The sequence below is a fragment of the Paenibacillus endophyticus genome, assembly GCF_014192395.1.
Taxonomy (GTDB): Bacteria; Bacillota; Bacilli; order Paenibacillales; family Paenibacillaceae; genus Pristimantibacillus; species Pristimantibacillus endophyticus.
This window is the reverse complement of sequence record NZ_JACHXW010000003.1, coordinates 73,113-95,502: the sequence shown is the minus strand read 5'-3', so window position 1 is coordinate 95,502 and position 22,390 is coordinate 73,113. Positions and strand designations below refer to the sequence as shown.

General features: G+C 48.4%; 16 protein-coding genes, 1 pseudogene and 1 other annotated feature. Of the genes and pseudogenes, 11 read left to right on the top strand and 6 right to left on the bottom strand.

Annotated elements, in window-relative coordinates; translation table 11 throughout:
• Positions 1–126 precede the first annotated feature (126 nt).
• The 3 genes from FHS16_RS05885 to FHS16_RS05875 all read right to left on the bottom strand — a co-directional run bounded on the left by FHS16_RS05885 (position 127) and on the right by FHS16_RS05875 (position 4,248).
• Complete coding sequence (locus FHS16_RS05885; protein ID WP_183559894.1) at positions 127–1,158, bottom strand: response regulator; 1,032 nt, start codon at positions 1,156–1,158, stop codon at positions 127–129.
• On the bottom strand, positions 1,133–2,899 hold the full coding sequence (locus FHS16_RS05880) for a sensor histidine kinase (RefSeq protein ID WP_183559892.1): 1,767 nt from the start codon (positions 2,897–2,899) through the stop codon (positions 1,133–1,135). The genes FHS16_RS05885 and FHS16_RS05880 overlap by 26 nt, the downstream gene beginning before the upstream one ends.
• A gap of 515 nt (positions 2,900–3,414) precedes the next feature.
• A complete protein-coding gene (locus tag FHS16_RS05875; RefSeq protein ID WP_183559890.1) occupies positions 3,415–4,248 on the bottom strand; it encodes a hypothetical protein in 834 nt (277 codons plus the stop codon).
• 370 nt (positions 4,249–4,618) lie between these two features.
• Here FHS16_RS05875 and FHS16_RS05870 point away from each other — a divergent pair, with 370 nt between their 5' ends.
• Positions 4,619–5,191 (top strand): YdcF family protein, encoded by a 573-nt coding sequence (locus FHS16_RS05870; RefSeq protein WP_246431626.1) that lies wholly within the window; start codon positions 4,619–4,621, stop codon positions 5,189–5,191.
• A 342-nt stretch (positions 5,192–5,533) separates the two neighbouring features.
• On the opposite strand, the pseudogene FHS16_RS32825 reads toward FHS16_RS05870, so the two are convergent.
• A pseudogene (locus tag FHS16_RS32825) lies at positions 5,534–5,632 on the bottom strand (LysR family transcriptional regulator); the annotation flags it as partial.
• Positions 5,633–6,646: 1,014 nt separating this feature from the next.
• Positions 6,647–6,899: a binding site (T-box leader), on the top strand.
• 81 nt (positions 6,900–6,980) lie between these two features.
• Here FHS16_RS32825 and leuS point away from each other — a divergent pair.
• Positions 6,981–9,419 (top strand): leucine--tRNA ligase, encoded by a 2,439-nt coding sequence (gene leuS, locus FHS16_RS05865; protein ID WP_183559888.1) that lies wholly within the window; start codon positions 6,981–6,983, stop codon positions 9,417–9,419.
• A gap of 39 nt (positions 9,420–9,458) precedes the next feature.
• On the opposite strand, the gene comER is transcribed toward leuS, so the two are convergent.
• Positions 9,459–10,298 (bottom strand): late competence protein ComER, encoded by an 840-nt coding sequence (comER, locus tag FHS16_RS05860; RefSeq protein ID WP_183559886.1) that lies wholly within the window; start codon positions 10,296–10,298, stop codon positions 9,459–9,461.
• A gap of 195 nt (positions 10,299–10,493) precedes the next feature.
• On the opposite strand from comER, the gene FHS16_RS05855 reads away from it, so the two are divergent.
• The 7 genes from FHS16_RS05855 to holA all read left to right on the top strand — a co-directional run bounded on the left by FHS16_RS05855 (position 10,494) and on the right by holA (position 19,160).
• Positions 10,494–11,069 (top strand): ComEA family DNA-binding protein, encoded by a 576-nt coding sequence (locus FHS16_RS05855; protein WP_183559884.1) that lies wholly within the window; start codon positions 10,494–10,496, stop codon positions 11,067–11,069.
• 88 nt (positions 11,070–11,157) lie between these two features.
• A complete protein-coding gene (locus FHS16_RS05850; protein WP_183559881.1) occupies positions 11,158–12,453 on the top strand; it encodes a homocysteine synthase in 1,296 nt (431 codons plus the stop codon).
• A gap of 59 nt (positions 12,454–12,512) precedes the next feature.
• Positions 12,513–13,043: a deoxycytidylate deaminase gene (locus FHS16_RS05845; RefSeq protein ID WP_183559879.1), complete on the top strand. Its 531-nt coding sequence runs from the start codon at positions 12,513–12,515 to the stop codon at positions 13,041–13,043.
• 315 nt (positions 13,044–13,358) lie between these two features.
• Positions 13,359–15,953, top strand: a complete 2,595-nt coding sequence (locus tag FHS16_RS05840) for a DNA internalization-related competence protein ComEC/Rec2 (protein WP_183559877.1) — start codon at positions 13,359–13,361, stop codon at positions 15,951–15,953.
• A 386-nt stretch (positions 15,954–16,339) separates the two neighbouring features.
• Positions 16,340–16,888 (top strand): RNA polymerase sigma factor, encoded by a 549-nt coding sequence (locus tag FHS16_RS05835; protein ID WP_053376850.1) that lies wholly within the window; start codon positions 16,340–16,342, stop codon positions 16,886–16,888.
• Positions 16,885–17,889 (top strand): zf-HC2 domain-containing protein, encoded by a 1,005-nt coding sequence (locus tag FHS16_RS05830; RefSeq protein WP_312890784.1) that lies wholly within the window; start codon positions 16,885–16,887, stop codon positions 17,887–17,889. The genes FHS16_RS05835 and FHS16_RS05830 overlap by 4 nt, the downstream gene beginning before the upstream one ends.
• Before the next feature lie 236 nt (positions 17,890–18,125).
• Positions 18,126–19,160, top strand: a complete 1,035-nt coding sequence (holA, locus tag FHS16_RS05825; RefSeq protein WP_183559873.1) for a DNA polymerase III subunit delta — start codon at positions 18,126–18,128, stop codon at positions 19,158–19,160.
• A gap of 226 nt (positions 19,161–19,386) precedes the next feature.
• Here the strand turns inward: holA and rpsT are convergent, their stop codons facing one another.
• Positions 19,387–19,659: a 30S ribosomal protein S20 gene (gene rpsT / locus FHS16_RS05820; RefSeq protein ID WP_054024194.1), complete on the bottom strand. Its 273-nt coding sequence runs from the start codon at positions 19,657–19,659 to the stop codon at positions 19,387–19,389.
• 282 nt (positions 19,660–19,941) lie between these two features.
• Between rpsT and gpr the strand changes: the two genes are divergently transcribed.
• Positions 19,942–20,883 carry a GPR endopeptidase gene (gene gpr, locus FHS16_RS05815; RefSeq protein WP_246431648.1) on the top strand — a complete coding sequence of 314 codons (942 nt, stop codon included), beginning with the start codon at positions 19,942–19,944 and terminating at the stop codon, positions 20,881–20,883.
• A 215-nt stretch (positions 20,884–21,098) separates the two neighbouring features.
• Positions 21,099–22,355, top strand: a complete 1,257-nt coding sequence (gene spoIIP, locus FHS16_RS05810; RefSeq protein ID WP_183559869.1) for a stage II sporulation protein P — start codon at positions 21,099–21,101, stop codon at positions 22,353–22,355.
• Positions 22,356–22,390: the final 35 nt, after the last annotated feature.

Below are 22,390 nucleotides of genomic sequence, written 5' to 3'. Positions count from 1 at the left end.
CATCAGAAAATTTCCGTCACACTATATGAGGAATATTTTCTCCAGACTGATGCATCAGTAGACGGTAAAAAGCCCGAAAGCGCAGCGGATGATGCCGCCAGCCGCTTTCGGGCTTCTTCGATCGGTTTAGGAACGTCCCGTTTGCTGCTGCCTGAATTCGCTTGGTAGCATGCCGGTTTGTTCTTTGAACAGCTTGCTGAAGTAACGCTGGTCCATAAAACCGCATTTTTCAGCGATGAGATAAACCGGATGATTCGTTGATAGGAGTAGCTCCTTCGCTGCGTTAAGGCTTGCTGTCTGAAGGTAGTGGCTGAACGTCAGCCGCATAATATCCCGGAAGCTGGTGCTGAAATAGCTTTTGCTCAGACTAACCAACTGGCAGATTTCACTTTGCTTCATATGCTGGCCGGGGTGCTCTGCAATCAGTTCGACGGCTTTGACGACCGCCCGGATGACATCCTCGGAATAGGCTGAGCTTCTCAGCCATGCGGCCAGCTCCGATCGTAAGCCTTGCAGCCAGCTGGCGGCACCGCCGCTAGTAGGCAGGGAGGGACGCCGATCCCAATCAAACATCGGAAAACTGCGTTTCCAGCGCTCCGCGGCAGCGGCCAGAATGGAATAGGACTCACGGCTGCCTGCTTGCTCCAGCTCATTAATCGCGTGGGATATTACGCTGAATCTGTCGTCTTCCATAATCCACTGCAGATCAGCGCTTGCATTAGCAGCCGCTGTGCGGGCGAGGACGAGCTTCTCCTTGGTCGAATGATTGCTCGATGTATCCTGACGGACAGCCTTCAGTATCCGCTCCATGGTCACATCGAGATCTATTTCCTCCAGCTGCGTTTTGACGATATAATCAATCGCACCGAGGCGAAGCGCCTCCTGAATGAATTCAAAATCCTGGTGGCAGGTGAGGATCACGACTTTCAGCGCGGGATCATGCGCCTGTGCCTGTTTCATCAGCTCCAAGCCAGTCATCCCGGGCATCGTAATATCGGTCATCATTAGCTGAACAGGGTGCGATCGCAAAAACGCCATGGCGCGCTCGCCAGTTGCGGCTTCGCCAGCAATTTCTACGCCGAACTTGCTCCAGGGGAACATCAGCCGCATCCCTTTGCGTACCAAGCTTTCGTCATCCACGATAAGAGCCTGAATCAAGGGTTTCCACTCCTTTTATGGTATCCGGGAGGCGAATGGCAATCGTTGTTCCGATTCCTGTCCCGCTTTCCATCGTTAATTGTGCTTCTGTTCCATAATAGACGTCCAACATTTTTTTGACGTAGCGCAGCCCAATTCCAAGGCCCGACTTGCGGAGCTGATCGTTCTCCTCCTCCAGCATCGCGAGGAGCTTGTCCTCCGGGATGCCTTTGCCATTGTCCTTCACGCGAAGGAACAAGGAGCTGTTAGCCCGCGTTATCGCAACCTCGATTTCGCCGCGGTCATCGTCATCGAAGCCGTGATACAGCGCGTTTTCGACTAACGGTTGTAGAATAAAGCGCGGAATCGGAACGTCCAGGCATGCCGGCTCGATGCTCAGCCTCACATTGAAAGAGTGATCGTATCTGATATTTTGCAAATCGATGTAGTCCCGAACGGCATCAACCTCTTCGCGCACCGTTACGATAATGTTTTTCTTGCCCAGGTTATAATGTAAAACCCTTGTGAAGATCGAGACCAGCCGCGCGATATTGGTTTGGCCTTCGATGCGGGCGAGCCACTGGATCGTATTCAAGGTGTTATGCAGGAAATGCGGATTGATTTGGACAAGCAGCTTCTCCACCTCCAGCTGACCTCGCCGTTTTTCCTTGTCCTCCACGTCTATAATCAGCTCAGAGATGCGGCGGCTCATCTGATGGAAGTTATCGAGCATGTGGTTGAACTCTGATAATCCGGTTGCGGATATGCGGGTTAGGGACGGATTGTCGCTAAATCTCGTAATTTCGCGGTTAATAATCCGAATAGGACGGTACACCATGCGCCAGATCAACCATGCCAGGATGATGCCGAGCACGAGAGATAATGATGCAAACAGCATAAATTGCGAAAGCCATTTGTTCATTTCGCGATTGTACGCTTCCTTCGGAATAAGCTGGTAGAGGGTCCAGCCTTGTCTTCCGCTCGCTTGAAAAATTTTGTATGCGTTTTCAGGCGGGGCGAAGCTTCTGCCGATTTCTTCTGCTCCGTTATCCATGTTGCTATAGGCAATATACTCGCCAGGCGCCGTCAGTACATGGTACAAGGGGGAATTCGAGGAACTGCCCGGTTTGGCTGCGGCATCGAACATTGCATCCAGCCCGATAACCTTCGTCTCGATGTAGGCATACAAGAAGCGACCATGTCCATATTCTAGCTTGCGGAGCAATGAGAATACAGGCTCGGCTCGATTAGCCTCGTCCAATGATTCATGCGGGCCGTAATAAGTGAACAGCTTCTGCTTGAAAAAGGCTCTTAAATGTTCGGGTTTGAACTGGAGCTTCACATTGGCATTCGGAAACAGCAGGGGCTCTGCCTGCTCCGGTGCGTAATAAAACATAACGCCGAGATTAGGATTTGAAAAATTGACGTTGGCTACTGATTGGTTAATTTTGCGATATAGAATGGCACGGTCAAAAGAGCTGCTGCTTGTGATGAAGTTGACCACATCTTGCCCGATGCCGCCTTCGATATCCATGAGCTGCGACACGCGCCCAAGCTCATCGAGCTTCCGGTCGAGCTCGTCCCGTTCGCGCTGAACCTTATCGAGCCAGTCTCCCTCAATCTTCTCAGTTTGTACGATATAGATCCATCTGTACGAGATATAGCCGGTGAGCAAAATAGGAATAATAGTTGCAACCGTCAATATAATTGCCAGCCTGCCTTTAAGCGACCGAATCAAAGAAAAGCGATGGATAGATTCCATACGCTAGATGCCTCCCATATGACAATAATCGTTCGCCTGCGAGCAGCGAGTGTGAGATCAGCACTATCTTAACACAAGCTTTATCGTTTCGGTACATGCGGTATATTGAAAGGAAGAGCAGAAGCAGCAGGGATGACCTTACAGTAAAACAGCATAGAGCCATGGCATGTAGAAAATGACCATTGCCGAAAGCAATGGTTTTACTTTGTGCAGACCTGATTTTATGGCTTGATGTGAAACGAAAAGGTTTACGAATAAGATCAAGATGCCTTGTTACACAAAATATTGGATAACAAAAATGGCCAACCAATAGAAATGGGCTGGCCTCAAAATACGACTGGTTACGATAACATAACAATCACGAGGACGAGGCTGGCGGCATGAAAGGGCAGCCTCGTTGTGTTGAAGGGCAGGTTGGTTTAGTGAAGGGACACAATTGCAACAAGCATCCGGCAACTCGATCAACTGTTCATTCAACTAATGGGCAGAGATTAATTCAGTAAATTTTGTGGCTGTTAAGAAGGGGTGTAATTTAGACTGGCGTTAAATGAGAGCTGCGTGATATCAGCTGCGGAGGCATCCGTCGATGCAAGCGTCCGTACGCGAATACCAATACGGTCACCCGCCGCAACTACTAAGGATCCCCCAACATTAATATTCGATGCGGTTCGGAAAGTACCAGCTGTAATGATATTATTCGGAAATCCGAATCTAACAGAACTAGTTAAAGGAGTTGTCACGTAAGATGAAGAGCTATGATCAATTCCATTATTCGGAACAGAAGGTGCGCGGAACACCGTAAACTCGTATTGAAGTCCGAGCGTATTTATTGAAACAACAGATGCAACCAATAGGTCTGCGCTTATTTGTAAATTATGAACGGTACCCGCAAAAGGAATGGGGAAAGCAAAACCACCTGCTTCGGGTGGCATAGTTGATTCTCCAGACCCGCCGATAACTTCGACCGTGTTATTGCCAAAACCCATTAAAATTGGAGCAGCCGATACGACTGCAGCACCGCTAAGAATGATCCCCGTTGAAAAGGGAATTAATCCTCCAGTACCTGCTGGCCCTGTTGGACCTGTCGTTCCAGCAAGTCCGGTTGCACCAGTTGCTCCAACAAGTCCGGCTGCACCAAGTGCGCCAGCAAGTCCAGCTAATCCAGCTGGCCCTGCCGCTCCAAGTGCTCCGGCGAGTCCAGCTAATCCAGCTGGTCCAAGCGCTCCTGCTAGTCCTGCCGGTCCAGCATCTGCAATGGCTCCCGCAAGTCCTCGAAGTATTTGGCGCCCAGTAGGAGGGGGACAGTTTTTACAAGCGGTCTTCTTATTAACTCGATGATGACGTTTCATTTTTCTCCCTTTTGGATGACACACAAAAATGGCTTTCTTTTTACACCGTTTTTTTATATCGGGACAACTCAACAACGACACCTCCCTATAAGATGATTCAGTGTACGCGAGACGATTTTTTAGGCATGGACTATTAGCTAGACTGCTAACTATTTTTAGAAAAATGGGTTTTAATAGGGGAGTGTTATGCCCGCAAAACCAAACATTCACAATCGAATTGCTCCAGTTTCTCGTCTGAATAATGCGATAATGTGGGAAGCGATTATTAAACGAGAGTAATGGGTCGACTGCGTTGTATGTTTCATACTCCCAAGTATGATAATATTTAGGAAGGATTATGGGTAAAAAATGAGAGAATGCAGGTGAGAAATTGAACTATGTTTTCATGAAACGATTTTTAATAGCAGCAGCAAGTCTTTTCATCTGGTTTATCTTTCACACTGCTTTCTTGATAGTAGATGGGTTGAATGATGAATTGAAGCCAGTTGACATAGCTGCAGTATTGGGAAATAAAGTAGAAGTGGATGGACAGCCTTCCGAGCGGTTAAAAGCAAGATTAGATACGTCCGTAGAACTTTATGATGGAGGCTATTTTAATTTCATCTTAGTTAGTGGTGGTATTGGTAAGGAAGGTTTCGACGAGGCAAAGGCTATGAAAGCTTACCTAATAGATAAAGGGATACCGGAAGATAAAATTATAGAGGACAATAATGGCTACAACTCATATATGACCGCCCAAAATACCAGCAAGATTATGGATGAATTAAAATTGGACTCCGTTATGGTTATTACACAATATTTTCATGTTTCAAGGACCAAATTAGCGTTTAGAAAAATGGATATTAAGGAAGTGTATGCGGCTCACGCCAACATTTTTGAGTTTAGAGATATTTACTCAATAATACGAGAATTCCCAGCCTATTATAAATATCTTTTTAAATAAATAAGAGGGTGTTCATTATACTTGAGAAGATGTATGCAAAAAACGTAATGGATTCCTTATATAATCTTTTTATTTATATTAGATTTGATCCATTGAATCCTACACTTTATCATGTTTTACATACGTATCAATACTGGTTGCATAAGGACATGAAGATTAATTATCGTTCAATTAAGAAATTAATAAATGAATTGAATTTAGTACCCGGCATTCATTTTAGGTAAATATGATTGTGATTCAATTGATTTCTGGAACGAACATATTAACTACTTCAATAGATCTTTTCAAAGCGACTTTATGAATGACTGGAAGTATTTATTTATAAAGAACGAGAAATGATCTTCCTGCGGGTACTGGGTTCAAAACGACCTTTGGAACGAGTGCGATACCGAACTCGCTTTCGACATAGTATTTCAGAGCTGTCATACTGCCAATTTCCATTACGAATTTCAACACCCGAAGATATCGCTCAATTGATTTGTGCAGCTTTGGAACAAGAAGCAATGACGGGTTTTCGCTTCTATGTTGGTGTGGTTTTTATCTATCGGGTTTCACCTCTGTTTTGTCTCATAATGGTCATATAATAATACTTTGGATGGCTATATTTTCCTTATTAATAAGTGTTTTCGGACTTTTTGGCGTTAATAATGGGAAGACGGCTTCAAGCTCGCTTATCTCGATTTTTTTAAGTGGATTATTGCTAGCTGTTGAATTACTGCTTTTTGGATTTTTTAAGCTTTTATTATGAATCTACAGATTCTCTTATGATGTATGTCTTAAGCCCATAAAAGGAAATTGATTGTATTTTGAAAAACAACAAAAATGCTTGGATTGAGAAATGTATTTGGAAGCAGCTAAGTGATTGGAATAAGGGGTGACAAGGTTGAGGGAAATAAAGCATCAAGTAAAGAGTCCATCAAGAATTTGTACGATTATAGGCATGATTGCTATTCTAATGATTCATTCTACTCTTGTATTGCGATCATGGGATCAGGATCAGAGAGGTATATACTACGTATCGGTAACAGCGATAGTTCTATGTATCGTTGTTCTGTTACTCGTATTATACAGAACATTTTTCAAGAAACCGACCGAATTATGCCTATCCAATGGGCAAATCCTATTAAATGGGAATATCATTCATTCGATGGATATCAAAGTGATTATGACCAGAGGGTACTTTCAACCTGTTATCGGGATATTGCCTCACAGAAGGAGAATCGTTCCAATGGATTTGGCGTTTAGGTATTTAAATGATGAAGATAGAGGAATCACGGAATTAAAAAGCTGGGCAAAAATGAATAATGTAAAGATGGTCAATAAATCGTTTAAAACGTGGATATAAGGGTGTTGCCAGCTCGATTCGGCACGGTCCTGGACAGTATTAAGCATGACACTGATGTCTTGACACCGAACCTCACGATCTTTATAATTGAAACTAACCATTTTCATGCATATGGAGCGTTGAAGAGGAACAGTAATTTCGTTGGCTAGGCTTAGAGAGCCGGTGTTGTAGGGTGAAAGCCGGACCTGCTGCGGAATGAAGCTCGCCTTGGAGCTGTGCGTATAATCCACCGGCGAATTGATCGATAGCCGGTAGGGAATAGCACCGTTTGGCCCGCGATAAGGGCGACAAGTGAGCGATAGGCAAAGCATGCCTGCCGCTAACTAGGGTGGTACCACGGGAGAACAACCTCTCGTCCCTAGCGTTAATCGCTAGGGGCGGGAGGTTTTATGTTTTTATTCAGGTATCCGCAACCAGCATGTACATTTAGGAGGAAATCAACGAATGAGTCAAGAACAGCAATTTCACGGCTACAATCCGCTTGTCGTAGAGCCGAAATGGCAGCAATTCTGGGATAAGAACAAAACGTTTCAAACGACCGAGGATGCGGGCAAACCGAAATTTTACGCGTTAGATATGTTTCCATACCCTTCAGGAGCAGGTCTGCATGTAGGTCATCCCGAGGGCTATACCGCTACAGATATCGTATCCCGCTACAAACGGATGAAGGGCTATAACGTGCTTCACCCGATGGGCTGGGACGCTTTCGGATTGCCGGCTGAGCAGCATGCATTGGACACGGGACAGCATCCGCGCGACATTACGTTCAAAAATATTGATAACTTCCGCAGACAAATCAAATCGCTCGGTTTCTCGTACGACTGGGATCGCGAGATCAGTACGACGGATCCTGAATATTACAAATGGACACAATGGATATTTATTCAATTGTATAACCGCGGCCTTGCTTATGTAGCGGAGGTTTCCGTTAACTGGTGTGAAGCGCTTGGTACGGTTCTAGCGAATGAGGAGGTCATTAACGGCCTAAGCGAACGGGGAAATCACCCAGTTGTCCGCAAGCCGATGCGTCAATGGATTCTCAGAATTACGGAATATGCCGATCGTTTATTGGATGACTTGGAAGAGCTGGACTGGTCGGAGAGCATAAAGGATATGCAGCGGAACTGGATTGGGAAATCGAAAGGCGCGGAAGTTACCTTCGAGATCGATGGACATGATGCAGCGCTTGTTGTGTTCACTACACGTCCCGATACTTTATTCGGCGCTACCTATTGCGTATTGGCGCCTGAGCATGAGCTTGTAGCAGCAATCGTAACCGAGGAACAACGGGCTGCTGTTCAAGCCTATCAAGAGGCTGCAGCTCGCAAGAGCGATCTTGAGCGAACAGATTTGGCAAAAGATAAATCAGGCGTGTTCACTGGGGCATACGCGATTAATCCCGTTAATGGCGTGAAAACGCCTATCTGGATCGCTGATTATGTGCTTGCCGGTTATGGAACTGGTGCGATTATGGCTGTTCCTGGACATGATGCTCGCGACTGGGAATTCGCGAAGCAGTTCGATCTTCCGATCGTAGAGGTCGTACAGGGCGGGGATGTTTCGAAGGAAGCATATGCCGGTGACGGGGAGCATGTCAACTCGGAATTTCTCAATGGCTTGAAGAATGAGGAAGCAATTGTGAAGATGATCGAGCATTTGGACGCGTCTGGCAAAGGCAATGGTAAAATTACCTACCGGCTTCGCGATTGGTTGTTCAGCCGTCAGCGTTATTGGGGTGAGCCGATTCCGATCATTCACTTGGAGGACGGCACAATGAAAACCGTTCCCGAGGATCAGCTGCCGCTCTTGCTTCCTGATGTGGATGCGATTACGCCTTCAGGTACGGGCGAATCACCGCTAGCTGTCGTAACGGATTGGGTCAACACGATTGATCCTGAAACGGGAATGAAGGCTCGCCGTGAGACGAATACGATGCCGCAATGGGCGGGAAGCTGCTGGTACTACCTGCGATTTATCGATCCGAAAAACAACGAGCAGCTTTGCTCGCCTGAGAAACAAAAGGAATGGCTGCCCGTAGATCTATATATTGGCGGTGCCGAGCATGCCGTACTGCATCTCTTGTATGCCCGATTCTGGCATAAGGTGCTCTACGATATTGGCGTCGTTGATACAAAAGAGCCGTTCCACAAGCTGGTCAACCAAGGTATGATCCTTGGAAACAACAACGAGAAAATGTCCAAGTCACGCGGCAATGTCATTAACCCGGATGATATCGTCAATGAATTTGGCGCAGACACCTTGCGGATGTATGAAATGTTCATGGGCCCGCTGGAGGCGACAAAGCCTTGGAATACAAACGGCGTTGAAGGCACCTATCGCTTCCTCAGCCGCGTATGGCGTCTATTTGTTAATGAGGATGGCAGCTTGAATGCCAAAATCAGTGACGCTGATACGAGTGATGCCTTCAAACGCACATGGCACCGCTCCATCAAGAAAATCACTGAGGATTATGAGGGACTTCGTTTCAATACCGTAATCAGCCAGCTAATGATTTTTGTCAATGAAGCTTACAAGACAGATTCGCTTCCGAAAGCGGCGATGGAGCAATTCGTGCAATTGCTTTCCCCAATCGCTCCGCATATTGCCGAGGAGCTATGGGAAAAGCTGGGACGTACAGATTCTCTTACTTACGCATCGTTTCCGACCTTCGATGAAAGTTGGACCGTTGATCAAGAAGTTGAAATTGTCGTTCAGGTTAACGGTAAAATAGCGGAACGTGTGTCCATTGCTGCTGATATGGATGTTGCAGAAATGGAAAACATGGCGAAAGAGCTCGAAAAGGTACAAGAGCTGATTGCCGGCAAAACAATACGCAAAGTGATCGCGGTTAAAGGGAAGCTTGTAAATATCGTAGCTAATTAATACAAATTGAAGAGGTGAACGGTTATAGCTGAAGAACAGCTATTGTCCGTTCACCTCTTCGCCTATAAAGGCGGATGAAACTTTGGCAAGATCTTCTTGGTACTTCGCATGCGTCGTGCGGATCAGCTGGTTGAATACGCCGTCCGTTTCTCTCCGGAGCATACTTAATGCTTTGGCGGTGATGCCGCCGGGTACAGCTACACGTTCCTGTACTTCTGAGGGAGTCATGCCGCCATCGGTCAGCAGTAACCCGGTGCCGAGCAGCATAGCGCTTGCGACCCGCAGCGCTTCGTCGCGTCCGATGCCGGTTTCCTCGACTGCGGCATCAACAAACTGCTCCAGCAAGAAGGAGATAAAGGCTGGTCCGCAGCTCGAGAGATCGGAGACAACTCTCGTATAGCTCTCATCTATGCGAAGCGGCTGGCTGATATGGGAAAGCAGATTTTCCAACTGCTCTTTGTCCGTTTCGTCCATCGTCTGACCGTATATGCAGAGCGAAGCGCCGCTCCAAACATGGTTCGTGATGCTTGGTATGACTTTTGCGATTTTGCAGTCGAGCTCTCCCTCCAAATGCGAGATTAGCACGGGGCTTGTGATCGAAACGACAATTTGATTCGGTCGCAGAACGGATTTGATATCATCCACAGCTTTTTTGAATTCGAGCGGTTTAATGCAAAGAAATATAATATCGCTGCCCCAGGCTGCGTTAGCATTCGTATATTCGGCTCTCATGCCGGTATAACGGTCGGCTAATGCTTTCGCTTTCGCAAAGGTACGGTTGCTGACTGCGATTTGTGCTGGCGATAGTGCGCCTGATGCTATCAGTGCTTCGATAAGCAGGCTGCCCATCGTGCCCGTTCCGATAAATCCGACATTCATGCTAAACCCTCCTATAGGTTAGGTGCGCGTTTGATTAGCCGAAAGCGAGACGATCGACGGCCAAGCGCGTGCAATCCCGAGCCGCCGAAATCATGCAGGTCAATCTTTTCGGCTGCTCTCTTACCTTATTCCAAGGGACTTGTTTAATATGTCACTCATTTCCAAGTAAAAAAATGAGAAGGAAAGGTGTTGCGAATGATGAAATCAGGTGCATCACTGCTGAGCAATAAACGGCTGCTGCTCGCTTCCGTTCTAATCGTGACAGCGGTCATTCTCCTATGTGCCTCCTTGATAGAACCAAAGCGTACGGCTGCAGGAGAATGGCTGCCGCTGAATGAGGAGGTTGCGAATGCGTTGTCGGAACTGGATAACAAGGATGAACGGCATATCGAGATTGCCGCTGATGCGGTATCTGAGCCATACAAGAAAGAGCCTGATCCTAGTGGAAATGCTTCCGGGCAGACAGAACCGACTGGGGTAGAGAAAGCCGTAACGGATTCAACGGATGACGCAGAGCCTAAAGGGAACAACAATAATCTCTCGCTCGGAAAATCGGGTAACGATGAGGATGCAGATAAACTCGATATTAATCGTGCCAGTGCGTCAGAGCTGGATGCGCTCAAAGGGATTGGCCCGGCCAAAGCCGAGGCGATTGTGGAGGATCGCCAAAAAAACGGAAAATTCACTTCTATTGAGGACTTGCTGCGGGTTAAAGGAATTGGCGAAAAACTGTTACATGCAATGGAAGATAGCATTGTAGCTCGTCCATAATTGTGAGAGAATGGAAAGGAGCAGCTGTTTTCGACCAAAGCTTGCCATTATTTCATCATTCATTAATCAATTAAAAGGAGTCGAGAAAATGTCAGAACAACGCAAGCTTTCTCTTGATACGCTATCCGTCCACGGAGGCCAGCAAATCGATCCGACTACGATGTCGCGTGCAGTACCGATCTACCAAACGACATCGTACGGATTCAAAGATACGGATCATGCGGCGAATCTGTTCGCATTGCAGGAGTTCGGCAATATTTATTCCAGAATCATGAACCCAACTTCGGATGTATTCGAGAAACGGGTAGCGGAGCTTGAGGGTGCTCCCGCAGCACTCGCCGTTGCTTCTGGTCAATCGGCTATTACATATGCGATTCTTAATATCGCTGGGGCAGGAGATGAAATCGTTTCCGCGACGAGCTTGTATGGCGGCACGTACAACTTGTTCTCCATAACGCTCGCAAAACTCGGCATCACTGTTCGTTTCGTTGATCCTTCCGATCCGGAAAACTTCCGCGGCGCGATCAATGAACGTACGAAAGCGGTATACGCTGAAACCATCGGCAATCCAAAAGGTGATATCATTGATATTGAGGCAGTTGCGGCAATCGCCCATGAGAATGGCATTCCGTTTATTGTGGACAATACGTTCCCTAGCCCGTATTTGTGCAGGCCGATTGAGCATGGCGCAGATATCGTTGTCCACTCTGCCACCAAATTTATAGGGGGTCATGGTACTTCGATTGGCGGCATTATCGTAGACGGAGGCAAGTTCGATTGGAAAGCCAGCGGCAAGTTCCCAGGCTTGACTGAGCCTGATCCAAGCTACAACGGCGTGGTGTATACGGAAGCGGTTGGTCCAGTGGCCTACATTATCAAGGCACGCGTACAATTATTGCGCGACATGGGTGCGGCGATCTCGCCTTTCAACTCTTTCCTTCTGCTTCAGGGACTTGAAACGCTTCATCTCCGGATGGAACGCCACAGCTCCAATGCGCAAAAAGTAGCCGAATATTTGGAGAGCCATGAAGCCGTTGAATGGGTGAATTATCCGGGTCTCGAGAGCCACCCGACCTATGCGCTCGCACAAAAATATTTGCCTAAGGGCAAAGGCGCGATTATGACTTTCGGCATTAAAGGCGGCGTTGCAGCCGGCAAGAAAATCATTAATTCGGTGGAGCTTTTCTCTCACTTGGCAAACGTAGGCGACTCCAAGTCGCTTATCATCCACCCTGCAAGCACAACGCATCTGCAATTGTCCGAGGAGCAGCAATCCAGTGCAGGCGTTTCTCCCGGCATGATTCGTCTGTCTATCGGTACGGAGGGCATTGAGGATATATTGGCCGATCTTGGTCAAGCCATAGCGGCAAGCCAGCACATTTAATCACGACTGAGCGATGCAACTAGAGCATCAAATGCACCATGAGAAAGGAAGTAAGAAGAATGAATACCGAAACACAGGATGCCGTCCGCAAAGATTGGGATACTTATTTTATGGATATCGCCTATATGGTTTCGACCCGCTCGCGTTGTCCGCGCAGACATGTTGGATCCGTGCTTGTGCAGGGGAAGAAATTGCTGGGGACAGCTTATAACGGCGCACCGATGGGCGTTCAGGATTGTCTGGAAGCAGGCTGCATGATTGCGGAAGAGGTGGAGATGAAGCTGGTGGACGGTATTGAGCAGCTGTTCAAGAAGCAGCGCTGCATCCGCACGATTCACGCGGAGCAGAACCTGCTGCTGTTCACCGACAGGGCTGACCGTGAAGGCTCAACCGTTTACGTGACGGATCAGCCATGCTGGACCTGTGCCAACATGCTTGCCAACAGCGGCGTGGTCGAAGTCGTATATCATCGCAGCTATCCGAAGGACAGCGAGAAGGTGATTCGTCTGATGAAGCAGAAGGGCATCCAATTTCGGTGTTTGGACCAATTCGAACCTCCTGCCCAGGCGTATATGGATGTAACCACATAAGGGAGCAGCCTATATGGTTGTAATCGCAACAGGCAAAAGCATATATATATTTATGGATGTTACTTGATAAGGGCATAAGCGTATATATGGATGTAACCTTACAAGGCAATTGCATATTGAAATGGGGGAGGAACCTCTGATTGCATCTTTGGATGCGTCGGAGGTTCCTTTTTTGCGCGAATATAGGAAGGTATATCCTTAGGCGGTACATTCTCTATATTTCTCGAAATGAAGCGCTCCGCGCTGCCAAAGGACGGCAATAGCCATTTCACCTTGGCTGCGTTAGATGGGAAGGAATAGGGGGAGAACGCTGCGATGAACCGTCGGCCTTTGTTATGGTTTGCGATTTGCTATGTAGGAGGAAGCGCTGCGGCTGCGGGCCTCAGCAGCCGCGGCGTCGTGCTCGCGACTGGCGCCGCTGCGCTGCTCGCGCTCGCCGCTGTGCTGTGCAGGGCGGCGAACTGGCAGCTCGCGGCAGCATGCGCGTTTGCGGTAGGCGTTGCCGCGGGGCACCGATTGTGGGCGGATGCCCGCAATGTGACCGAGCTGCCGGCCCTGCTCGCCGCCGCTGAGGCGGAAGGCCCGCGAGCCGCTTTTGCGGCGGAAGCGGCGGGCACGATCATGTCGGCGCCGGAGATAGACGGCGACCGGGTGATGTTCCGCGTGGCGGCGGACAGCATCCGCCTCGCGGGTGATGGCGCCGCGCGTGTCGTGCGCGAGCGGTTGATTGTGCACATCCGGCTCGCAGAGCAGCCGGAGCAATTGACCGCCGCGGCATGGCAGCGCGGCGACCGCGTGCGCTTGGCGGGCGAGCTGACGCGCCCGGCCCGCGCTACCAATAGCGGCGGCTTCGACTACCGCCGCTATCTCAGCAGCCAGAGAATCCACTGGCTGCTTACCGTGCAGGGCACCGATGCCGTCGAAGCGGCACCGGGCCCAAAGTGGACCGCGGCCGCTCTGCTCGGCCGCGTTGACAGCGCCCGCGCCTACCTTGGCGGGCGGGTGGATGCCCTGTATCCGTCCGCTCAGTCCGGATACATGAAGGGTCTTGTCCTCGGCATCCGCGAGGACCTCGACCCCGAGCAGTTTCAGCAATTCTCGCGTCTGGGCTTGACGCATATATTGGCCATATCAGGCTTGCATGTCGCCGTATTTATGTATGCGCTAAGCGGGCTGCTGCGCTTTGCGCGCATTAGCCGCGAGCGGACGCTGCTGCTGCTCATTTTTGCGGTGCCCTTTTACGTGCTTCTTGCAGGTGCTTCGCCGTCTGTTATTCGCGCAGGCTTAATGTCGGTGCTTGGTCTGCTCGCTGCGCGCATGGGCAAGCTCAAGGATGGGCTGCATCTTCTGGCTGCGGCGGCTTTGATGATGCTTGCATATGATCCTTTCATCATTGAGGACGTGAGCTTTCAGCTTTCTTTTGTCGTCACGGTAGGCCTGATCGTCGGTGTTCAGCCTGTGCGCAGTGCGATGCCGAAGTGGCGCAGGGGCAAGCCGCTGCTTGATCTGTTCGCTGTCACGCTCGTCGCGCAGCTCGTATCCTTTCCCGTTTCAATTTATTATTTTAATCAATTTCATCTCCTATCGATGCTGGCAAACTTTGTGCTGGTACCCTTCATCAGCTTTGTTGTCATGCCGCTCGGTGCTGCCGCACTATTGCTTGCGATTCCATGGGAGCAGGGCGGGAAGCTGCTCGCTTATGCTTCGCATTACGCAAACGATTGGACGTTTGCTTTTGTTGACAGGCTGGCAAGCGTTGAATCCCTTCGCACGATTTGGGCAACACCGCCGCTGTGGTGGGTTGCGGGATGGCTTTTGCTGCTTGGCATCCTTTTTCGGGTGATCGGACGAGGTGCGCAGATGGATTATGAAAGGGAAATCGAACGAGCAGAGAACTTGGAGACGACAATGACAATGCCGTTAGGACCAGCAACAGGTTATCCGTTCGGCTATGAATACGGTAAAAGGTCGCGCAAAGGCTTGTACAGCCTGCTGCTTCTTTTGTCCGCTCTGCTTGTTTATGCCTATCAGCCTCAAATCCTTAATCGGCAAGCAGCGGTAAGCTTTATCGACGTTGGCCAAGGCGACGCGATTCATATTCGCACACCGACCGGCAAGCATATTCTAATCGATGGCGGAGGAACGCTTTCATTCACGAAGCCGGGAGAGGAATGGCGCAAACGGCGCGATCCCTTCGAGGTAGGCCGAAAGGTGCTTGTCCCGCTCCTTATGAAACGGGGAGTACAGGAGATTGAGCTGCTCGTCGTCTCGCACTTGGACAGTGACCACATCCGGGGGCTGAAGGCTGTCTTGGAAACCATACCGGTTCGTTGCATTTGGTGGAACGGTACCGTGAAAGAAGCAGATGACGCCAAGGAGCTTTTAGGGTTAGCCGTATCTTTGCAAATTCCCTTATATCGGGCGAATGCAGGGATTAGGCAGCAGCTTGATTTTGCGACAGAGCTGAATGTGTTATGGCCGCCTGCCATCGAAAACTCGCAGCAACATGTGCTGAATCAAAAAGAACAGAATGAAAGCAGTGTCGTCCTGGCCGTTAAACTCTATCAATCGACCTTTTTGTTCTCGGGAGACATCAACGCAGTGACGGAGCGAGCCGTCATTCGAAATGATCAGCACAATCGAATGGATGAAAGCGAGCATTCGCCTGTTTCGATTATGAAGGTTGCACATCATGGCAGCCGCTTCTCAACGAGTGAGGAATGGATGGCCTACTGGAGGCCAATTGGTGCCGTTGCTTCTGTAGGAGCAACGAATACCTATGGGCATCCGAATCCGGAAGTGCTTGCCAAGCTTGCCAAATGGAGAACGAGAATTTGGCGAACGGACAAGGATGGCGAGGTTCGATTTCGTATAGAAACTACAGGTATGTCCTCATATAAGAAGGAATAATCAGTATTGGTATTATTCGTGAGGTTGCGCTGACGATACTTTCAGGTATACATTAAGGAATATTGGATGTGCTAGAGTTGTGAAATTTGTTTGCATCAATAGATTTGCCGTATTGCTTCGTACCAGAGCAATCCATGGCAATCTATATACGGAGTACTAGAAATTTGGTATCCTTTAATGTGGAGTTTATACGGATGCTTCAGAATGGGAAGCGTTTGGGGAATTGCTATCATAAATCCGTTAATTATGCAGGTTAAAAAATCCATTCGATAATATAAATGACATTGGCAATTGTTACTAAAAAAAATATAGTCAATTTTCTTACTAATCTGCAACTTTTACCGCAACCAGTTCGTCAGAATGGTTGCAAGAGAGGGGGATCCTTCGTGGTGGAGCCAGAGCTCATAAGAGCCGCTCAGTCGGGAGATCGCGACGCTTTAATTACTCTTTTGCGAGAGATTGAAACGCATGTTTATCGGACAGCCTATTATATATTAAATAATGAACAGGATGCGCTTGATGCTGCGCAGGAAGCGCTCATCCGCATTTACACAAAAATAGGCTCGTACGAGGAAAAAGCCCAATTCAAGACATGGATTCAACGTATTGTAACAAACATTTGCATTGATAAGTTTCGGAGAAATAAACCGACCGTCTCCATAGATGAGCACGACATGGTGTTCCACGAAAAACAGAACGTGGAGGACGAGGTAATGTCTGCTTATGCTGTCAAAGACATTCAAGCCGCGATCGATAAGCTTCCTGAGCATCATCGCGCGGTCGTCGTCCTTCGATATTTGCAGGATTTCTCTTACAATGAAATTGCAGATTCGCTTGATTTGCCGCTCAATACGGTGAAATCTTATTTATTCAGAGCTAGGCAACAGCTGCAGACGTTACTCCATGATTATCAGAAAGGTGGTGTCCGGGGATGAATTGTCAAGAGGTGATGGAATTAATGCAAAGACAGCTAGACGACGATCTCAGTGATTCTGAGCTTGACGTCTTGATGAGCCATACGAGACAGTGTCCGGACTGTGCAGCCATGTTCGAGCGGTTACAGTTATTATCCGCCGAGCTTACCAGTTTGCCCAAAGTCATACCGAGCTATAGCCTAGTTGATGCTATCATGCCGCAGCTTGAACAAATGGAACGGTTTGACCAGTTAGAGGAAACGGTTCCAGTAGTTTCAAAGGTGACAGAATTGACACCGCGCCGCGCTAAACGTATACGCAAATGGCCTTCCATCCGTGTAATGAGCGGTGTAATCGCGGCAGGGATCGTGGCCGGACTGTTTCTAGTTACGTACAAAACAGATATGGCACCGGATCTCAAAGCCAAAATGTTTACGGCAAGCTCCTCGGATGATTCGGCAGCCAATACGGCTCAAGAAGCGCCGTTGAGAATGGCCTTGAAATCGGACCAGTCAGCAGAAGAGGGCGCCGGAGAGGTCAGTACAGAAACAGTGGATGTTCAAAAAAACTCCGATGTTATGGAAACCGATTCGCTAAATAACGAAGAGACTATGAAGGATGATCTGCCTTCTTCTATCGATGCAGATAGCCCAAGCGGTGAAGGAACATTGGGAGGTACCGGATCTGTCGAAGAAGGCATTACAGCAGGAGGCACTTCGAATTCGTCCGACGGATCTGCGGGAGAGAAGGAGCAGGGCGACTTCGAAAACACGGCCGTGCCTGCCATCATCTCACCCGACGGGAAATATGGCGTGCAAGCAGCCAACTTCAAAATCGACGTCATCGCACAGGCTGACCAAAGCATTGTTTTTACAACGCCTCGAAAAAACGGTGAGCTGCTGAATTTGGTATGGTCCGCTGACAGTGCGCTACTCGCGTATGAGGTTCATGTCGAAAACGGGGCAATTGAGAAATATGAGATTGATATCGCCACGCTTACCGAGAAGAAAGCCGCGCATTAGGCTGAAGGCAGGCGTTAGATTTATGAGGAGTATGCACACATTCTTCCGCTAATGCGTATAGTATCAGCATAGAGAGTGTCTACGACAAAGCCATAACGTCGTATGACCATTCGCAGGGCGGCACCATGGGCCTGCCTGCGAATGTTTATATAGATGTTCGGCAAAGGGATGAGGCCTATAAACGGCTCATCCCTTTGTTGCCGTTTAAATGTGTAGACTGGTGACGAGGTGAGGGCATGGATGCGAAGGAAGCATTGAAGGAAATAAAAGGTGGTCGTTTTCGGCCTGTTTATGTGCTTTATGGGAAAGACCGATATCGGTTGCAGCAATTTATCAACGCACTTACCGAAGCTATGTTTTCTGCAGACGAGCGGGAGCTTGGCATGGTGAAATTTGATACGGCAGAAACATCAATCGAGGAAGCCGTTCTTGAAGCTGAAACCTCTCCGTTTTTCGTGCAGCGCAAGCTTATCTTGATTCGAGATGCAACGCTGCTGTGTGCCGGAGGCAAAGAAGGCGGCAAGCTCGAGCACCGTCCCGAAAAACTGATTCAATATATGGAGTATCCATCTGAGACTTCGATTATCGTTTTTTCGGTGAATGCAGAGAAGCTGGATGAGCGCCGCAAGCTTGTCAAGACGTTAAAGGACCGCAATGCTTTGGTGCCATTCCCAGAGCTCGATGCCGCACAGCTTAAGCAATGGATGATCAAGCGGGCAGCAGATCAAAAAAGAACGCTCTCCCCTGACGCAGCCGAACTGCTTCTCTCGCGAGCCGGCGCCAATATGCAGCAGTTATCGCAAGAAGTGGACAAGCTCTGTCTGCACGTAGGCTCAGGCGGTACAATCGATGTGGAGACTGCCGCGCTAATGACTGCAGCAACCGTTGAAGAGGATGTGTTTGCGCTTATCGACGCGATAGCTGAGCTTCGAATCGATAAAGCGATTCGGCTGTATAGAGAATTGCTTGTACGGCGCGAGGAGCCGATTAAAATTGCCGCTTTAATTGCCAGGCAGCTGCGGATTATGCTGCAAATTAAGGAGCTGGAGCAGCATCAATATTCGCCCCAGCAAATGGCTGGCCAATTAGGACTGCATCCATATGCCGTGAAACTTGCAGCGGAGAAAAGCCGCAAGTTTCAGATTCCACGGTTGGGCAGGCTGCTAGCTTCGCTTGCCGACCTTGACTATCAAATGAAAACGGGTGCGATTGACAAAACGCTCGGCCTAGAGCTATATTTGCTTTCACTCAGCATGGAAAAAGGCGCTTAGCGCCTTTTTTAAAATATAGGAAAGTATATCATTTCGCCAACTTTCTCTATATTTCTACGCGAAACGTAAGCTTAGCCGCCAGAGGACGGCAACAGCCGTTTACACTTGTGTTTTTCCGACATGCAAAAAAAGCTTCACCGCCTATTGAAAGGCAGTGAAGCTTTTTGGCGCCGAGCGAGGCAAGTTTATCCAAAGAATAAATTAGCCTCGCAGGCAGATATCTTGCTTAGGCTTGAGCCGAAAGGGCATTAAGTCTTTTAGCAAGACGAGATTTTTTGCGGGAAGCCGCATTTTTATGAATCAGGCCTTTAGTTGCTGCTTTGTCCAATTTAATCGTTGCAGCGATAAGTGCTGCTTTAGCAGCTTCTACATCAGTGCCAGCGATAGCTTGGTCAGCAGATTTAACGGCCGAACGAAGTGCGGATTTTTGGGATGCATTCAAAGCACGACGCTTTTCACTTGTTTTAACGCGTTTAATCGCGGATTTAATATTTGGCATGGAATTCACCTCCTAAACTGTTTACAACGGTTTACATACATAATAAACCTAGACAACACAACTTAAAATATATTATCATGCCAATGCCCAAAAAGCAATAGCTTCGGAAGCTTCCATGCAACAAGCACACTAAGATACTTGGCAGGTTGCCAAGTATGAAATTAATACATCTGCAAACAATAGCTTTAGAACTTGCGCTTGAAGGGAGAATGAGCAGTGGAGAAAGAGCTTGATTTGCAGAAATACAGTGTCAGAACGGATTTGGCGTTAGAGGCGAAAGAGATGGCGGAAGCGCCAAGTGGAGGGCCAATACCGGGCATTCAGTCCGAAACGACAGAGGATGACGGCATTACGATTACACAGCTGCATGTTCAGAATGAGCAAGGCTCAGCAGCAATCGGAAAGATGCAAGGCCATTATGTGACGCTTGAGGTGCCGGGCTTGCGAAATGGGGATACTGGATTACAGGATCGGGTTGCCACCCAGTTCGCTAAGCATTTTGAAGCATTCCTTGAGAGGCTCTCGATTAGTAAAACCGCGCGCGTGCTGATTGTAGGATTGGGCAATTGGAACGTGACGCCTGATGCGCTTGGACCGATTGTTGTCGAGAATGTGATGGTAACTCGTCATTATTTCGAGCTAATGCCGGATCAGGTTGCCCCTGGGTATCGTCCCGTCAGTGCAGTCGCACCGGGCGTACTCGGCATTACTGGGATCGAATCCAGCGAAATCGTGCATGGCATCGTTGAGAAAACGAAACCGGATCTCATTATTGCGATTGATGCCTTAGCCTCCAAGGCGGTTGAACGCGTCAATACAACCATCCAAATTGCGGACACGGGCATTCATCCTGGATCGGGCATCGGCAATAAGCGAAAAGGACTGACGAAGGAGATTCTAGGCGTGCCAGTCATTGCGATCGGTGTTCCGACGGTCGTGTATGCGTCGACGATCGTCAATAACACGCTGGAGATGATGAGCAGCCACTTCAACAAGCAAAATGCGAACTCGGATCATATTATGGGTCTCGTTAACCAGATGGAGGAGAATGAGCGTCTCCAATTAGTCAGGGAAGTTTTGAGTCCGCTAGGCCATGACCTTCTGGTCACACCTAAAGAAATTGATGAATTTATCGAGGATATAGCCAATATTATCGCCAGTGGTCTCAATGCCTCGCTGCATGAAGCCGTTGATTCGAGCAACGTGGCTGCTTATACGCATTAATCAACAAGATATGAAGCTGCTCCTATAGGCATTAGCCTGAGGGGCGGCTTTTTTTGTGTGTATCTTTAAATATGTATCTTAAAATGTGTATCTTAAAATGTGTATCTCAAAATGCAATTCTATCAATTCCAAATCGTTCATATGAAATGAGGTTCTATGAAGTCAATGACTCTCATAGATTAGTAGTAACCTAAGAAGTGGAGGTTATACAGCCTATGAAACGGAAGATCATGCTGCTTGATATTGGGAGAGAGAGCAGACGAATGAGGCAATTGCTGGTGACGGGTCGCACATTTGCATTGCTCTCTTTTTGCTCGATGGTATTTTTTGTTCTGCTCGGCGTTGCGGGAATGGCGCATCAGCAAACAACGGCTTCGCCGGTTAATTCAATGAAAGGATTCGCTGCGGCAGTATCCAGCGGGTTTTTTGGGGATATGCTAGAGATGGAAATGCCTGCTTTCCAAAGCGGCTTGGAAACAGAGTCGTTCACAACCAAACAGATCAGCGTGCTGCTCATGCGCGCTTTGACGGATATTAATCCATCCGATCCGATGAGCTTGCTTGCCGGCGAGCTGCCGGGACTTAGCGCGAACGATGCGATTCTCATACGTAAGGGTATTGGAACGGATACGGCGGTTGGGCCGGAGGACAATACACCAATTACCTATGATCCAATAGATGGTCTTCATGCGGACAACGGCACGGATGTATCTGATGCGGATGGAGATGAGAACAATGAACCGGATAAGCTTCCGGTACCGACAGACAAGCCGGCGGAACCTTCCGATAACGGGGTTGAGCAACCGACGACTGGGGGTGCCAAGGTAGCGTTCATCTATCATTCCCATAACCGTGAATCATGGTATCCGGAGCTGACCGACAAGTCGAAGGATCCGAATTCCAGCACGAAAAATATTACGCTGGTCGGCAAGCGCCTAGCGAAAATGCTGGAGGCGAATGGGGTTGGTGCGCAGCATTCCGACACGGATTACCCAACTGCCATTAAAGATTACAGATGGGAATTATCCTACAAATATTCGATGAAAACGGTTAAGGAAGCGATTGCGAGCAGCAAGGATTTGAAGTTTTTCTTTGACCTTCACCGCGATTCGCAAAAAAGAAAATATACGACGATTGATATTGGCGGTAAAAGCTATGCGCAGGTGTATTTCATTATCGGACATAAAAATCCGAATTGGCAAAAGAATGAAGCTTTTGCAACTAAAATCCACGAGGCTCTAGACAAAAAATACCCTGGCATCTCCCGCGGGATTTGGGGCAAAACTGCTGCATCCGGCAATGCGGAATACAATCAATCGCTTGCGGAGGATAATGTTCTGATAGAAGTAGGCGGCGTTGACAACACGCTTCAAGAATCTTACCGTACCGCGGATGCGCTTGCGGAGGTTATTGCAGATATTTACTGGAAAGAAGAGAAGGCATCTGCGGCAGCCAAAGGCAAAGCCAGCTAAGCCGTGCTTGCTGCGAAAACAGCGTGAGAGAAGGG